The following is a 15,352-nucleotide window of genomic DNA, read 5'->3' on the forward strand; positions in this document are numbered from 1 at the left end:
TCCAGCCTGATTCACTTCGTCGCGGTCAGCCCGCCTGAACCGGAACGCGGGTCCGGCGCGCCTCGTGGACCCGCCGCCGGTCCAGTCCTTCCAATAGCGCCGATAGTTGCGCGGCCGTCAGCCGCATCACGCCGTCCTGCACTTTCGGCCAGCGGAACTCGCCCTCCTCCAGGCGCTTGGCATAGAGGCAGACGCCGGTGCCATCCCAGAAGATCAGCTTGATCCGGTCGATGCGCTTCGCCCGGAAGACGTAGACGGCGCCGCTGAACGGATCGGCGCCCATCGTCTCGCGCACCAGCGCCGCCAGCCCCTCCGCACCCTTGCGGAAGTCGACTGGCTTTGTCGCCACCATTACCTTGACCGCACCCGTCGGCCCGATCACGTCGTTGCCTTAAGCGCGCGGATTATAGCAGCCACCGTTTTGGTGTCGGCGCCGCGGCCAACGCGCATGGCGACTCCGTCGATCTCAAGCTCGATCACGCCAGCGTCGCGGACCGCCTTCTGCTTCCGTGGTCGTGCTGGGCGCTGCGCCACCGGTTCCGGCAAGGACGCCGCAACCGCCGCAGGAACGAACAGGGATTCTGATGCCGGCGCCTCCGCCGAGGGCTGACGCGCAGCCCGGCGCCAAGCAAACAATTGCTGCGGGGAAAGCGCATATCGGCGAGCTACAGCACAAACCGTCTCGCCAGCCTCGTAGCTCTCCGCAACGATCCGCGCCTTCTCCTCTGGAGGCCATTCGCGTCGCCGGCCGGAGCCCGTGAACACCTCGAACCGGCGCACCGGCTCCAAGTCGTTCGACTTAAGCGTAAGCTCTGAAATCGTCATATGTCGAAGCCCTCAACGGGCTCCGAACATCGTCCTTCACGCCGATCCCCGAAAGGTGCCGTCGGAACATCGCTTACGCTCAATCGATTGTGGAAGGCATTACTTTGCTGACCGTCGACGATCTGGTCGCGCAGTATCCTGGGCCCGTCCGTCGTCTCTGATCAAGCGGACCCCAAGCCCCTCGGTAGGGTAGTCCAGTTATCGCTTCAGACCACCCATGAAAGCCTTTACTCGAGCAGAGTCGACCTGGTTCCACCAGACGCCGTCGTGCTTCAGCGCGCTGGCGATGATGACCCCGTCGACGATGGCGAGGATATCCTTGGCATTGTCCGGCGTGACACCACTGCCGACCAGCGTCGGCAGGCCGGCGGCCTGCTTGATCATGCTTATGTAGCCCAAATCCGCGGCGTGGCCGGTGCGCTGGCCAGTGGCGATGATGGCGTCGGCGTCGAAGAAGACCAGGTCCTTGACCAGTTCCTCCACCGGGCGGTCGGCGACGATGGCGTGTGCGCCGTGCTTGACATGCGCATCGGCGAAAATGCGGATGCCGTTGGCACGCAGCCTGGCGCGGTAGCGTGCCGCGCGGCCCGATTCGCCTTCGACAAAGCCCTCATTGGCGACGTAGGCATTCGCCCATTGATTGACTCGCACGAAGCCGGCGCCGGCTGCGCTGGCGATCGCCAGGGCCGGGATCGCGGCATTGGCCAGCACATTGATGCCGATCGGCCTGCCGAGTTCACGGCGGATGCGGTCGGAAACGACCGCCATATAGGCCGCCGTCTCCGGGCCGATATCATCAGGCTTGGCGAACGGGATGTCGCCATGGTTCTCGACGATGACGCCGTCGCAGCCGCCGTCGAGATAGGCCTTGGCGTCGTCGAGCCCGCGCTGGTAGATCGCCTCGATAGCCTCGCCGTCATAGCGCGGCGCGCCGGGCAGCGGCGCCAGATGAACGACGCCGATCACCACCTTTGTGCGGCCGAAAAGGTCTACGAGCGCGTCGCCGCCAGATTGGCCGAGCTGGGTCATGAGAGCTCCATTTGATCGATGAGCGCCGCCATCTCGGAGGCGGAAGGACAGGATGCCAGCGTGCCCGGCCGTGTCACGGCGATTGCAGCGGCGGCGAGCGCCAGCTTCAGCGCCGAGATGACCGGCATGCCCCGGGCAAGCCCACCGGCCAGACAGCCGCAGAACACATCGCCCGCGCCGCTGGTGTCGAGCGCTTCGACCTGCGGCGCCGGCAAACGAAGCGGCTCTTCATGGCCCGGGCCAAGCAGGAGACAGCCTGCGGCGCCGAGAGTGATGACGACGGTGCCTGCGCTTTTGGCCACCAGCGCATCGGCCGCCGCCGCGATGTCATCCCGGCCGGTCAAGATTTGCGCTTCGGATTGGTTGACCACCAGAACCTCCGCCAGGCCGAGATCGGGCAGCGAGGCCGTGTCGATCGGGCTGGCGTTGAGAACGGTGCGCGCACCGTTTCCCTTTGCTGCTCTGAGGCAGGAATTGGTCACGGCAGTCCGCAAATTTCCCTGGCAGACGAGGATGTCGCCGGGGGCGATCCAGCGCACAAGTGCCGTCTGCGTCACCGGATCGAAGGCCTCGCTGCAGGCGACGCCGCTGACGATGAAATTCTCTCCGCCTTTATCGACGACGATGGTCGAGCGGTCGCTCGGCAGCTCGAATTCGCTCACCTCAAGGTCTGACAGCTCGCTGTCGAGGCGGCTCCTGATCCATGCGCCTGCGGGGTCCTTGCCGAGCGCCGTCCAGAACGTCACCTCTGCACCAGTCCGTGCTGCTGCGACCGCCTGGTTGGCGCCCTTGCCGCCGAGACCGTCGGCGTAGCTCACGGCATTCAAGGTCTCGCCCGGGGCAGGGAAGCGGCCGACACGAAACATGGTGTCGACGCAGGCATTGCCGACGACGTGGACATGCATGGCTCAGCTCTCACCGGTCGCCCAGCCCAGCATCTGTTCGAACAGGGTCTTGTAGCCTGGCCAGGCGATGAATTGCGGCGGCAGCCAATGCGGCCCGACATCGGATGTCCAGGCCACGGTGCGGCCCTTGCCGTAACGGCCGGTGACAAGCAGCGGCAGCGAGCCATAATCCGACGACACACTGGCCAGGACCTCGGCCCCGTCCTTCAGCGTCACCTCGTTAAAACCGAGCAGGATCGGCCAGTCCGAGCCGAGGCCCCTGAGGATGGGATGGCTCGACCCTGGTTTCGGCACGGGCGCAAAACCTTCGGGAACCTCGACGCGGTCGTCGTAGGCCAGGCAATTCACCGGCAGCACGTCCTCGACCGGGGTCTTGCGGTAGCGCGCGCCGCCGTTGATGCCCTGGAAGCTGTAGTAACCGCCGAACATCAATAGACCGCCGCCGCCGCTGACGTAATCGCGGAGCAGGCGCAGGCGGTTCGGCGTCGGCTTGGAGTGGACCCAGGTGTCGGGATGCAGCAGCAGCGTGTTGGCGCCGATGTCGGAGAGCACGACCGCGTCATAGGCCGACAGCGCCTCCATGGTCTGTGGAAAGCCGCGCTGCGCCTCATGCGCCGGCATGAACGTGACGTCGAAGTCGGTCGCCTTCAGCGCGCCCAGCAACTCGTCTGCGCCGGTGTGGTAGGTAACGGTCGGAAACTGGTCGAAACCCTTGATATGGGTCGCGGTCGACACCCAGGATTCGCCGGCAAGCAGGATCTTTTTCTTGGACATTTGAACTCCAGTGTAATTCCAGGCCGCTTAGAGCCGCGCGAATACGCTTTTCGGATTGGCGATCAGCATGCGGTCGATGGCCGGCTGCTCGACGCCATGGCGTTTCAGGCGCGGTATGAAATGCTTCAGGATATAGCCATAGCCGAAGCCACCGAAGCGCGTCAGCATGATCTTGAGGAACACATCCTGCGACAACAGCAGGCGGTCGCCGAAGCCCGCCTCGACAAGGGCGGCGATGGCGCGTGCGTTCTCTTCGTCCGAGGGCGATTGCGCGTCCTGGTCGGCATAATAATAGTCCATGCCGATCATGTCGTATTCGAGGAACGCGCCGCGCCGGGCGAGGCTTTTCTGGTAATCGGGATCGTCGTGGCTCGGGTTCATGTGGCAGAGCACGGTGTGGCGAAGATCGGCGCCCTCGGCCTCGACGATATCGAGCACCTCGTGTGCCAGCCGCTCCCAGCCAGGCAGATGGATCGACAGCGGCACGCCGGTTATGCGCGAGGCGCGCGCCGAAGCTCGCAGCGACTTGCGTTCCTCGGCGGTGAAATCCTTGCTGACGCCGACTTCGCCGATCAGCCCGGCCATGATCGGCGGCTGCGTCTCGCCGCCGCCGACATCGTTGACGATGAACTCGGTCACGGCGTCCGCATCCATCGCCTTCAGCCATTCGGGATGGGTGTGCTCGAGATAGAAGCCGGTGCCCATGACGATCTTCAGGCCGGACATGCGGCTGATGCGAGCGAGCTTTTCGGGGGCGCGGCCGATGCCGATATTGGTGGCATCGACGACGGTGTGCCCGCCCAGCGCGCGATAGCGCTGCAGCTCAGACAGCGCCAGGTCGGCGTCGTCGAGCGAAACGTTGTCGCGGTTGACGTATGGGTTCATGCGCAACTCGCCGATGATCTCGATGTTCACCGGCTGCTCGGCGATCGCCATGTCATCGGGATGGCAGGGGCATTTCCAGCTGCGCGCACCATCGAGCAAGATGTGCTCGTGCATCAGCGTAATGCCCATCTCCTCGACCGGAACCGGGCCGAGCACGGTCATCACATGGCCGGTTTCGACGCCGATTGGCAGCCGTCGCCTGGGCACCGCGTCATCGAACAGATCGCTCATCGGCTCAACGGCTCCGCACGGCGCCGCGAAACAGGCGGAAGTTCAGCCAGATAGCGATCAGGATGATCGTTCCAGTGACTATCGGCGTCAGGAAAGGCGACAGATGCGCCAGGATCAGGCCGTTGCCGATGACGGCCACGGTCAGCGCGCCGAGCACCGTGCCGATGATCGTTCCGCGGCCGCCGAACAGGCTGGTGCCGCCGAGCACGACGGCGGCAATGACTTCCAGCTCGAAACCCTGGCCGGCATTCGAAGATCCCGATCCAAGCCGGGCAGCAATAATGATCCCGGCAAGGGCTGCCGCGGTGGCGGAAATCACATAGACGAAGAGCGTCGTCTGCCGCGTGTTGACGCCGGCGCGCCGCACCGCCTCGGCATTGGCACCGATACCGGTGACATAGCGGCCGAATGGCGTCTCGTTGAAGGCGAGATAGGCGATGACCAGGATCGTCAGCGCGATCAGCGCCGGCACCGGCACGCCAAGAAACCAGGCGCGGCCCAGCACGGTGAAAGCGCTTCCTGGCTCGATGGGGATGGAATAGCCGCCGGTGATCAGCAGCGCCACGCCACGGATCACCGAAAGCCCGGCAAGCGTGACGATGAAGGACGGGATGCCCTCATAGGCAATGAAATAGCCCTGTACCGCCCCAAGCAGGGCGCCGAGCGCCAACATGGCGAGGATAACGACTGGCCACGGCAGGCCAAACTGCAAAACCGTCGCCGACAGCGTCGCCACCAGCGCCAGCACGGAGCCGACCGAAAGATCGATGCCGCCAGTGGTGATGACGAAAGTCATTGCCGCGGCGACGATCAGCAGCGGCGCCGACTGCCGCAGGATGTTCAACAGATTGGGCGATGTCAGAAACGCGTCGGTCGCAACCGAGAAGATGATGCAGACGACCAGAAAGAACAGCGCGATCGAGACGACGCTGCCATTGGCGAGCAGCGCATCGCGCCAGGTGCCCCTGCGTACTCGTGAGGGCTGGGCGGTGTGGATCGCGTCGCTCATGCCGGCGCTCCACCGCGATAGCCGTTGGTGGCGGAACGCGCACTGAACTTGCGGCCGACGATCAGATTGACCACGTCTTCGATATTGGTCTCGCCGATCAGCCGCTCGGCGACATTGCGCCCTTCATACATGACCTGGATGCGATCGCAGACGAGGAACAGATCCTGCAGCCGGTGCGTGATCAGGATGACGCTGACACCGCGCGCACTGACCGCGCGGATCAGTTCGAGCACCGCCTCGACTTCGGCCACGGCAAGCGCTGCCGTCGGCTCGTCCATGATCAGCACGGCCGGCTCGAACGAGGCGGCGCGGCCGATCGCGATCGACTGGCGCTGCCCGCCGGAGAGGTTTTCGACCTTGAGCCGCGTGTCGGCAATGACGATGCCGAGCCGATCGAGCATCTGGCGCGTCTCGTCATGCATGCGCTTCTTGTCGAGAAAGGAAATGCCTGCGATGCGGCGGCGCGGCTCGCGGCCGAGAAACAGATTGCCGGCAACATCGACCGTGTCGCACAGCGACAGGTCCTGGTAGACCATCTCGACGCGCGCCGCACGTGCGTCCGCCGGCGAGCTGAAGATCACCGGCTTGCCGTCGATCTCGATGGTGCCGGCGTCGGGAACCACTGCCCCCGACAGCACCTTGCTCAATGTCGACTTGCCGGCGCCATTGTCGCCGACCAGCCCCAGCACCTCGCCCGGCTTCAGCGTCAGCGACACGTCATCGAGCGTCTGGATGGCGTTGTAGCGCTTTGAGATGCCGCTCATCCGCACCCGATAGGTCTGGCCACTGCTCATCTGGAATTCCACGCGATTGCAAGGGATCCGCGGCGCAGCCTCGGGCGGCGCCGCGGCTCGGTCGCCGACGCAGTTTACTTGAACATCGCGCGATATTGGTCGACATTCTTCTTGGTCACGATCGTCACCGGGATATTGATGATCGGGTCGATTTTCTCGCCCTTCTTGATCTTGCCCAGCGCTTCGACCGCGGCCTTGCCTTCGCCGGCCGGATCCTGCTGCACGACCGCCACCACCCAGCCGTCATCGATGCCCTGAACGGCCTGCTTGGTCAGGTCCCAGCCGAACACCTTGACGTCGCCGGTGCGGCCCTGGCTGGTCACCGCCGAAACGGCGCCGAGCAAGGCCGGCTCTCCGGTCGCATAGAGCGAGTTCATGTCCGGATTGGCCGTCATCAGGTTTTCCGAAGCGCTCAACGCGGTCTCCTGAACGTTCTGGCCGTCGACTGTGTCGAGGAAGGTGACGCCCTGGCCGCTTTCGGTCACCGCCTTCTTGAAGCCGTCGAGCCGCTGGTTCTGGATGAATGAATTGAGTGCGCCGACGATGCCGATCTTGGCCTTGCCGGCCATATCGGTCTTCACATAGTCGGCGTAGAATTTGCCGATGTCCTCGCCGGCTTTGGTGTTGTCGACGCCGATGAACGAAATATTGTCGCCGTCGGGGATCTGCGCGTCGATGGCTATGACGGGAATGCCGGCCGCCTTGGCTGCAGTAATCGCAGGCTTGACGCCGTTGACGTCGATGGCGACCAGAATGATGCCGTCGACTTTCTGCGTGATGTAGTTCTCGATCGCGTCGTTCTGCGCGCTCGGCACATTGTTGGCGTTGAAAATGACCAGCTTGGCGCCAGCGGCGTCGGCAGCCTTTTGCGCGCCCTCGTTGATCTGGTTGAAGAACAGGGCCTGCTGGTTGATGTTGACGAGAGCGAACGTATCGGCAAGCGCCGATCCCATGGCTGCCGAGCCCATGGCAATGGCGGCGGCACAGCCGGCGAGAAGTTTGAACAGACGCATTTCGGTTCCCCTTGCTTGCGGACCAGACCTCGGCTAGTCCCGTTGGTGCTACAGGCACGAGGCAAGCATTCAAGAGACTTGAATATTTGTCAATCCAAATGAACGCACAGCGTTGCTCAGAAAGTCGGCGGCGTGTTGACCCAGAAAATGCTAGCGCGTTCCTCGCCGATGTTGCGGTAATGATGCGGCAGCTCCGACCTGAACACGAAGGCATCACCCGTGGCGAGAGCATGGCGCTTGCCGTCGACGATCAGTTCGACCCGCCCGGCGAGCACGTAGCCGACTTCCTCGCCGGCATGCTGGATCGGACCTTCGCTCGAGCCCTCTGCCTCGATGTGATGGATGTTGCATTGCAAGAGGTGGCCAGGCGAATACGGGATGATGCGTTCGAGCGAAATTCCTTCGCCACGCCGTAGCGCGTCGAGCGCGATCAAAGGCCTTGCGCCCGCCCGGAATACGATCGCCTCGTCGTCGTCGACTTGCTCGAACATCCAGCCGATGTTGGTGTCGAGAACCTCGACCAGACGGTGAAGCATGGGCAGGGACGGCGAAGCCTTGCCGTTCTCGATCTTGGACAGCAGGCTTTCCGAGCAATTCGCAGCCGCGGCCAGCGTCTTCAGCGTCATGCCGCGTGTCTGGCGGGCGAGGCGCAGCCGAGTTCCGAGTCTTGCGGCATTTACTGTGGCGTCCGTTTCTGATTCTGGCCGCCGTCGATCGATTTTGTTCATCTGTTCGCCAACCATTCAACGGTCAAGGGCAACTATCGCGCGAGCAAAAGACCTCGGCTGACGATTTGCAAGTGCTGATGCGTCAGATTCGAGACTGCAGCCGCAGCTGCCTCATCCGGCGAATGCCGCTCCCGCATGAACCGTGCTGATGATCCGCCAGTTTTTATCCCCTACCGCTTGGCTGTCCATCGTGGTCGAAATCGCCAGTCGTTACCGCGTTTGCGTCACGTGGCGAGTGGACATGGAACGACAATGCGGGCAAGGCGGGCCACGCAGCCAATCTACACAACCACGGCCGCGCCGACACGATCTGTCACCGAATTGCGGAGCGCGCCCAGAAGTCACCCGCGGCAGCGCCCCATGGAGTTACGCCCAGGGGCGTAGGCTCTCGATAGCCGCGATGTATCCAATGAAATCCCCGGGGCAGTCGCGCACCGCTTAAGCTTCGGCAATTTTGAAGAAAGTCCAACAGAATTAATGGACTAGCACCTTGCTTATGTAAGTTGCGGAAGTGACGCGCGGTTAATGCTTTAGAAGTATAGACACATCGACACGAGGTGCGAAGAAGCAACGCCAATACAGCTGGTTGGTTACAACATATTTATTTTCGCAGATATGGTATTGCCCGTCCGGGGATTCCTGTACCCGGTCCCGTGGGATGGTGAAATTATGCGGCAAATAAGTGTACCCGCCGTCCACCCTGGACCGCACCGAAGACCGGGGTATGGCGCGGCAATCTGAACCGCCGCAGCACTTGAATTTGGTCTGGGGGTCAATCTTGTCTTCGTACCAATCATGGGCGTTAGCGGCTGTTGCGGCGGCGATACACATCGCCGTGAAGATGAGCCTTCGCATGGCATTCCTCAAGTATCTGGCAGGCGCTGCTCGTTGGGGCTTCCATGTATATTAGCGTTCCATTGAAAATACCATTGGCCTCCGACCGACTTAACGCAGCTCCAGCAACCGACGCTCGCAACGGAAGACCGCATTGGGTCACGTCAGGACGACACTTGCGCCGACCAACGGTCAGCTCTTGTCGCTCCGCGTTGGAAACCCGACCGTTTGCTCTGCGCCAATGTCGGCCGTAGACGTCGGTCTTGTCATTGCCCGGAAGCAGACGTCGCCCAAAGCGGAAGCGATCGTGGTTGCGCGACATCTCGAGCACAGACTAGCTATAGTGGAGCGTTACGGCGACCCAGCAGCAGAGCGATGCCCAACGCCGGAAGCGTCGCCGTCGCGACGACGAGGAAGACGAATTGCAGGCCGGCCGACGCGGCGACCAAGCCGAGCGCCGGGCTGCCGAAGCCGAGCGCCACGTCGAGGAAGACGGTGTAGAGTCCCATGGCCAGGCCGCGGCTGCGTTGCGGAAGACGGCCTACGGCCTCGGCACCGAAACCGGGATACACCAGCGAGTAGCCAAGGCCAGTCAGGCCCGCTCCGATGGCGGCGAGAACAGGCCCGGGCGCAAGCCAGGTCAGCATCAGCCCTGCCGCCTCGACCGCCACGAAGATCACAGCGACGCGCGCGCCCCCCAACCTGTCAGGCAGGTGGCCGAAGCACAGCCTTGCCGCGATCAGCGACGCGGCATAAGCGGTGAAGGGAAGCCAGACCGGCTGCCAGCCGCGTTCGGCAAAGAGCAGCGCGCCAAAGGACAGGATCGCGCCATAGCCAAGGCTGCTGAAAGCAGCTCCGACGCCGGGAAGCCAGACCGCTTGCGCCACGCTCGTCCATGACTGTCGCGCGGCGCTCGCGGCGAGGCTGGTGCCACGCATAGGCAGGATGGCAAGCAGCGTCGCAAGCGGCAGGCCGACCGTCGCGAGTGCGATCGCGGCGAAGCCGCTCGCCGCATAAAGCGCAGATCCGATCGGCGCGCCTAGCGCGAGCGCCGCGAACATCGCCGTGCCCACCCAGGCTATGACCTTTCCGGAGTTCTGTCCGCCCGCAAGGGAAAGGCCCCAGGCGACGCCGCCGGTGATGATGAAGCTCTCAGACGCGCCCAGTACCGCCCGGCCGGCGAAGAGCGCCGATGCGGACGCTACGGGCCGGTCGAGCAATGCCAGCGAGCCGACGTAAATGAACCCCGCCAGGGCAGCGGCAATGAGGCCGACGACGACGGCCCGCTTGCCGCCGCGCCCATCGGCATAGTTTCCAGCCCCAATGCGCGACAGCATCGAGGCGACGAACTGGCTGCCCGTCACCAGCCCGACTGCGAAGGGGCCGAAGCCGAGCTGCTGGTGAAGATGCAGCGGCAGGACGGGTAGCGCCAAGCCGATCAGGAGGAAGCCGGCGAAGACAGCCGCCATGATTGGCGCCAGTTCCGCTGTCGCGCCATTTCGGTCTGAAGTCCGCGCCATTGTGGCCATCGATGACAGGTTGACAGTCGGGCTGTTCCGATCAGTAACGTTCGTAGGTTACGCGCCAGCCTTCGGCCGGATTGTCCGGGGTGAGGACCAGTTTGTTGCCCAAGACTTCGAATTTGCGTTTCATGCTCTTACCGACAAGGTTGCGGACCAGGGAGGACTCGATCGTGATGACGAAGGTCTTGTCCTGGTCGTCGATGGCGACCGGGCCGTAATAGGCTTCGTAGCCATTCGCTGTGTAAGGCGTATCCGGCGCCTTGGCGTCAGGGTTCTGGGCCTGCACCGAGAGGGTGCCGGCCTCGGTGAAGATGACCTGGCCGGAATATGGCACGGGCTTGAGGTTTCCATCGGCACCGGCCTCGAGCGACCTCATGCGCCATGCGCCGATGATCGGGGACTCTTGCGAGAAAGCCGGCGTGATAACTGAAAGCGCAAGGGCGGCGATCTTCAATCTCATCGTCATATGTCGTTGTTCCTTTTCTGATTTGCGGGTGCGGACAGGCCGTCCGCCCAATCTTCGCTCACACCGAAAGCATGACCTTGATGGCGCGCCGCTCGTCCATGGCGCGGTAGCCTTCAGCGACCTCGACCAACGGCAGCTTGAGGTCGAAGACCTTGCCGGGCTTGATCCTGCCCTTGAGCACACGGTCCATAAGGTCGGGCAGGAAGCGGCGCACCGGCGCGGGGCCGCCCAGCATGCGCTTCTGGCCGAAGAAGAGATTCGGGCCATCGAAGCTCACGCCATGCGGCACGCCGACATAGCCGATAGTGCCGCCGGGGCGAGAGCAGGCCAGCGCCTGGTCGAAGGATTCCGCCGTGCCGACGCATTCCAGCACGGAGTCCGCGCCGACGTCCTTAGTGAGCTCCTGGACGCGCGCGACGCCTTCCTCGCCACGCTCGGCCACAATGTCGGTGGCGCCAAACTCGCGGGCGAGTTTTTGGCGGCTGACGTGCCGGCTCATGGCGACGATGCGCTCGGCGCCCATCTCCTTGGCCGCAAGCACGCCCATCAGGCCGACCGCACCGTCGCCGACCACCACCACCGTCGATCCTTCTCGGACCTCGGCTGCGTCGGCCGCATACCAGCCGGTGCCGAGCACATCGGACACAGCCAGCAGGTCGGGGATGAGTTCGTCCGGCGGCACCTCGGCGGTGGCGACCAGTGTGCCATCCGCCAACGGCACGCGGGCATAAGGTGCCTGCGCGCCCGACATGAATTCGCGTTGCACGCAGGACGACTGGAAGCCGAAGCGGCAGTGCGGGCAGGTATTGTCGGAGAGACAGAACGAGCCGACGACGAACTGGCCGGGACGGACCGTGCGCACCTCTGCGCCGACCTCGATGACGATGCCACAATATTCGTGGCCCATATGCATTGGGCCGTCGACCGGCTGCAGCCCGCGATAGGGCCACAGGTCCGAGCCGCAGATGCAGCTTGCCGAAAGCTTGATGATGGCGTCCGTTGGCCGCATGATTTTCGGATCGGCGATTTCCTCGCAGCGGATGTCGCCCGGTTTGTGAAGAACAGTTGCGAGCATTTTGGTTCCTTTCGAGTGGAGAAGATCAGGCGCCGTAGTCGGCGTCGCTGACATGTTCCAGCCAGTCCACGACCTCGCCGTCTTTGACCTCCTGGAGGGCAATGTGGGTCATGGCGGTCTGAGGCGACGCGCCGTGCCAGTGCTTTTCGCCGGGCGCGAACCAGACGACGTCCCCCGGACGGATTTCTTCGACCGGGCCACCCTCGCGCTGCACGCGGCCAAGGCCAGAGACGACGATCAGCGTCTGGCCGAGCGGATGCGTGTGCCAGGCGGTGCGGGCGCCGGGCTCGAAGGTCACCTGTGCGCCTTGGACCCGCCCGGCATCGAAGGGATTGAAGAGCGGATCGATCCGAACCCTGCCGGTGAACTAGTCAGGTGGCCCCTTGCCGGAAGGCCTCGTGCCAGCGCGAAGAATGTCCATGGTGATCTCCGTTGGGTCCTCAACTACGTTCGACGCGAAGCGGGAACGCGCCGCGAATGTGCAGGGCCTGCTCGCCCTCGTCGAAGCGGCCGAGCCTGATCAGCCCGGTATGGCGATACTCCGCGTAGAACATGGCCAGGTTGCCCCAGGGCATGAAATAGCAAAGGTCATAGGGCTGCTCGTTGGCGAACGGACCGCTTCCCTCCTCAGTCAGCTTGCGCGGCAGATAGGCGATCTTCTCGTTATGCGCGTAGTCCTCGATCTTGAGGTCGAGCGGCAGCATGGAGAAGAAGTCGCGCGCCGACGGATTGTCGTAGAGCGTGGCGGTCATGGTGCGGCCGTTGAAAATCATCCTGATCTTCATGTCAGTGGGCTCCTGGCTGACTGAGGCTTCGCCTTCTTGGCCGGCGGCTGCGCGAGGCAGGGCCGCCACCGCGAGCGCGGCGCCGAGCAATGTCCTGCGGCTGAGCGGCGCACGCTCGATGGTCATGGCAAAGACCTCCGGGCCATATGCGATGCGGCAAAGGCGGCGAGCGCCGATCCGCAGAGCAGCACCGCGCCGAAAGTGAATGCACCCCACCAGCCGATCGTATCGAAGAGCGTGCCGCCGATCGCGGCGCCGCCTGTAATGGCGAGCTGGATAACCGCCACCTGCAGCCCGCCGCCGGCCTCTGCGTCGTCCGGCAACGTCCTGCTGAGCCACGTGCCCCAGCCAACGGGCGCGGCCGTGCCGAAGAAGCCCCAGGCAACGAGCAGCAGCGCTGTGGGAACCGGCAAGGCACCGAGGGCGATGAGCGCAGCGGCCAGCGCAGCCATGACCAGCGGGATGATGACGAGGATGCCGAACAGGCGCGTGCGCAAAAGCCGGCCGACGCACCATGTGCCGAGCACCCCTGCCAGCCCCATCGCCAGCAGGATCGCCGAAAGCTCGGCGATGTCGAGCCGAGTGACGCTCTCGAGGAAGGGCCGCAGATAGGTGAAGAGGGCGAACTGACCCATGAACAGCATCATGATTGACGCCATGCCGGTGGCGACAGGAAGACGGCCGAGGAGCGCCAGCGGATTGCCTGGACGCTTCCTCCGGCGCGGGGGCAGCGCCGGCAGGCTTGTCCACTGCCAGACCAGCGCCAGGACCCCAAGCGGCACGACGAGGAAGAAAGCGCCGCGCCAGCCGACATAGGCGCCAAGAAAACTGCCCAGCGGCGCGGCGATGGTTGCTGCAATGGCATTGCCAGCGTTTAGCATGGCGAGACCCTTCGGAACCATGTCTTGCGGCACGAGGCGCATGACGATCGCGGTCGACATCGACCAGAACCCGCCGATCGCGATGCCGAGCAGCGCCCGGCCGACCATGAGGAACGCGTAGTTCGGCGCGAAGGTGACAGCGAGCCCGGACACGATCAGGAGAAGGGTAAAGCCGGTCACGACCAGTCGGCGGTCGATCCGGCGCGTGAGGCCGGCGACCAGCAGGCTGGTCACGACGGCGAAAGCGCCCGAAATCGAGATCGCCTGTCCCGTGCGGCCCTCGGTGATGCCGAGATCGGCCGCTAGCGGCGACAGCAGGCTGACCGGCATGAATTCCGACGCGATGAGCACGAAAACACACAGCGCCATCGACAACACCGCGCCCCATGCGGCGCGGTCTTCGACAAGCCTTGTGTCGTAGGTCGTCTCCATGATTGGCATCCTTGCAAGGCGACTGGGGCGGATCAGCCGCCCATCCCCGTCGCCATGCCGGAAGATATTGCAGAGGAACCCATTCTATTAGACTAAGTAATTCGCATGGACTTATCTGCTCATGATATAAATGTCCGACCGGAGGTGCCCTATGCAGCGCGATGGCATGAAGGATCTGCTATGGTTCGTAGCGGTCGCGCGGGAGCGCAGCTTCACCAAGGCGGCGGCCAGGCTCGGAACCTCGCAGTCGACCCTGAGTTCGACAATCAAGGAGCTTGAAGCTCGTCTTGGCGTCCGCCTGCTGACACGTACGACGCGGAGCGTCGCTCCGACCGAGGCCGGCGAGCGACTTTTCCAATCTCTTGTTCCCCGCTTCGAGGAAATCGAAGCCGACCTCGCAAGCCTGGTGGCCTTTCGCGACAAACCCTCCGGAACGGTCCGTATCACGCTGTCCGACCATGCGCTCCAGACGACCGTCTGGCCGAAGCTGCAGCCCTTGCTCGGCGACTATCCTGACGTGTGCGTCGAGCTCTACAGCGACAACGGCTTGAAGAACATTGTGGAGGAGCGCTTCGACGCAGGCGTGCGGCTTGGTGAGAGCATCGACAGGGATATGATCGCAGTGCGCATCGGGCCGGATTGGCGGCTCGTGGCCGTGGCTTCGCCGGAGTACTTTTCCCGCCATCCGGTTCCGACCGCACCCCAGGATCTGGTCGATCATGACTGCATTAATATGCGGCAGGCGACGTTCGGCGGACTATATGCCTGGGAATTCGCCAGGGATGGCCGCGACCTTCGTGTGCGGGTGGAAGGCCAACTCACCTTCAATTCGTCCATTCCCATGATCGAGGCTGCGATAAGCGGTTTCGGGATCGCCTATGTCCCGGAAAACCTCGTCAGCCAGCACATCGCCAAGGGATGCCTTAGGCTCGTGCTTGACGACTGGAGTCCGCCGTTTGCGGGCTATCACCTCTACTACCCGAGCAGGCGACAGCTCTCGCCTGCGATGGCGGTGATCGTTGAGGCGCTCCGCCATCGCATCTGACGGGAGGTCGGGCAGTTTGCGTCTCAGCGCCGCAAGGCCCGATCTGGCTGCCTCGGGGGTCGTCCAGAGTGATCACCAGGGCCTTTGCGCTGTCAATTTTCGCGGCGGCCACCATCTC

The 15,352-nt window shown here is 63.8% G+C and carries 16 protein-coding genes and 1 pseudogene; 1 reads left to right on the top strand and 16 read right to left on the bottom strand.

All coding sequences use genetic code 11. The features are described 5' to 3' along the window. Positions 1 to 25: 25 nt before the first annotated feature. From tnpB to NKI72_RS20525, 16 genes and pseudogenes are all read right to left on the bottom strand, one after another. A complete protein-coding gene (gene tnpB / locus NKI72_RS20450; protein WP_352835046.1) occupies positions 26 to 382 on the bottom strand; it encodes an IS66 family insertion sequence element accessory protein TnpB in 357 nt (118 codons plus the stop codon). Next, on the bottom strand, positions 379 to 780 hold the full coding sequence (tnpA, locus tag NKI72_RS20455; RefSeq protein ID WP_352614538.1) for an IS66-like element accessory protein TnpA: 402 nt from the start codon (positions 778 to 780) through the stop codon (positions 379 to 381). Before tnpA ends, tnpB begins: the two co-directional genes overlap by 4 nt. 243 nt (positions 781 to 1,023) lie before the next feature. Continuing rightward, the gene (locus NKI72_RS20460) at positions 1,024 to 1,854 is read right to left on the bottom strand and encodes a BtpA/SgcQ family protein (RefSeq protein WP_352474307.1); all 831 of its coding nucleotides are present in this window, start codon (positions 1,852 to 1,854) and stop codon (positions 1,024 to 1,026) included. After that, positions 1,851 to 2,759 carry a ribokinase gene (locus NKI72_RS20465; RefSeq protein ID WP_352850663.1) on the bottom strand — a complete coding sequence of 303 codons (909 nt, stop codon included), beginning with the start codon at positions 2,757 to 2,759 and terminating at the stop codon, positions 1,851 to 1,853. Before NKI72_RS20465 ends, NKI72_RS20460 begins: the two co-directional genes overlap by 4 nt. A 3-nt stretch (positions 2,760 to 2,762) precedes the next feature. Then, positions 2,763 to 3,533, bottom strand: a complete 771-nt coding sequence (locus NKI72_RS20470; RefSeq protein WP_352685652.1) for a glutamine amidotransferase — start codon at positions 3,531 to 3,533, stop codon at positions 2,763 to 2,765. 27 nt (positions 3,534 to 3,560) lie between these two features. Further along, on the bottom strand, positions 3,561 to 4,649 hold the full coding sequence (locus NKI72_RS20475) for a phosphotriesterase family protein (protein WP_352850664.1): 1,089 nt from the start codon (positions 4,647 to 4,649) through the stop codon (positions 3,561 to 3,563). A gap of 4 nt (positions 4,650 to 4,653) precedes the next feature. Continuing rightward, positions 4,654 to 5,658, bottom strand: a complete 1,005-nt coding sequence (locus NKI72_RS20480; protein WP_352835051.1) for an ABC transporter permease — start codon at positions 5,656 to 5,658, stop codon at positions 4,654 to 4,656. Further along, a complete protein-coding gene (locus NKI72_RS20485) occupies positions 5,655 to 6,452 on the bottom strand; it encodes an ATP-binding cassette domain-containing protein (protein ID WP_023721835.1) in 798 nt (265 codons plus the stop codon). Before NKI72_RS20485 ends, NKI72_RS20480 begins: the two co-directional genes overlap by 4 nt. A gap of 74 nt (positions 6,453 to 6,526) precedes the next feature. Further along, a complete protein-coding gene (locus NKI72_RS20490; protein WP_352542622.1) occupies positions 6,527 to 7,465 on the bottom strand; it encodes an ABC transporter substrate-binding protein in 939 nt (312 codons plus the stop codon). A gap of 116 nt (positions 7,466 to 7,581) precedes the next feature. Next, on the bottom strand, positions 7,582 to 8,193 hold the full coding sequence (locus NKI72_RS20495; RefSeq protein WP_352616218.1) for a cupin domain-containing protein: 612 nt from the start codon (positions 8,191 to 8,193) through the stop codon (positions 7,582 to 7,584). Between the two features lie 1,172 nt (positions 8,194 to 9,365). Then, positions 9,366 to 10,556 carry an arabinose transporter gene (locus tag NKI72_RS20500; RefSeq protein WP_352616220.1) on the bottom strand — a complete coding sequence of 397 codons (1,191 nt, stop codon included), beginning with the start codon at positions 10,554 to 10,556 and terminating at the stop codon, positions 9,366 to 9,368. 31 nt (positions 10,557 to 10,587) lie between these two features. After that, positions 10,588 to 11,010, bottom strand: a complete 423-nt coding sequence (locus tag NKI72_RS20505; RefSeq protein WP_352850684.1) for a lipocalin-like domain-containing protein — start codon at positions 11,008 to 11,010, stop codon at positions 10,588 to 10,590. A gap of 64 nt (positions 11,011 to 11,074) precedes the next feature. Next, positions 11,075 to 12,091 (bottom strand): zinc-dependent alcohol dehydrogenase family protein, encoded by a 1,017-nt coding sequence (locus NKI72_RS20510; protein WP_352616224.1) that lies wholly within the window; start codon positions 12,089 to 12,091, stop codon positions 11,075 to 11,077. A gap of 25 nt (positions 12,092 to 12,116) precedes the next feature. Next, positions 12,117 to 12,512: pseudogene (locus NKI72_RS20515) on the bottom strand ((R)-mandelonitrile lyase). Between the two features lie 19 nt (positions 12,513 to 12,531). Next, positions 12,532 to 13,002: a cyclophilin-like fold protein gene (locus NKI72_RS20520; protein ID WP_352616228.1), complete on the bottom strand. Its 471-nt coding sequence runs from the start codon at positions 13,000 to 13,002 to the stop codon at positions 12,532 to 12,534. After that, positions 12,999 to 14,189, bottom strand: a complete 1,191-nt coding sequence (locus NKI72_RS20525; RefSeq protein ID WP_352850665.1) for an MFS transporter — start codon at positions 14,187 to 14,189, stop codon at positions 12,999 to 13,001. Before NKI72_RS20525 ends, NKI72_RS20520 begins: the two co-directional genes overlap by 4 nt. Before the next feature lie 151 nt (positions 14,190 to 14,340). Here NKI72_RS20525 and NKI72_RS20530 point away from each other — a divergent pair, with 151 nt between their 5' ends. Then, positions 14,341 to 15,234: a LysR family transcriptional regulator gene (locus tag NKI72_RS20530; protein ID WP_352474292.1), complete on the top strand. Its 894-nt coding sequence runs from the start codon at positions 14,341 to 14,343 to the stop codon at positions 15,232 to 15,234. Positions 15,235 to 15,352 lie beyond the last annotated feature (118 nt).

This window comes from Mesorhizobium sp. M0437, from assembly GCF_040321335.1.
In the GTDB taxonomy this organism is placed as follows: Bacteria; Pseudomonadota; Alphaproteobacteria; order Rhizobiales; family Rhizobiaceae; genus Mesorhizobium.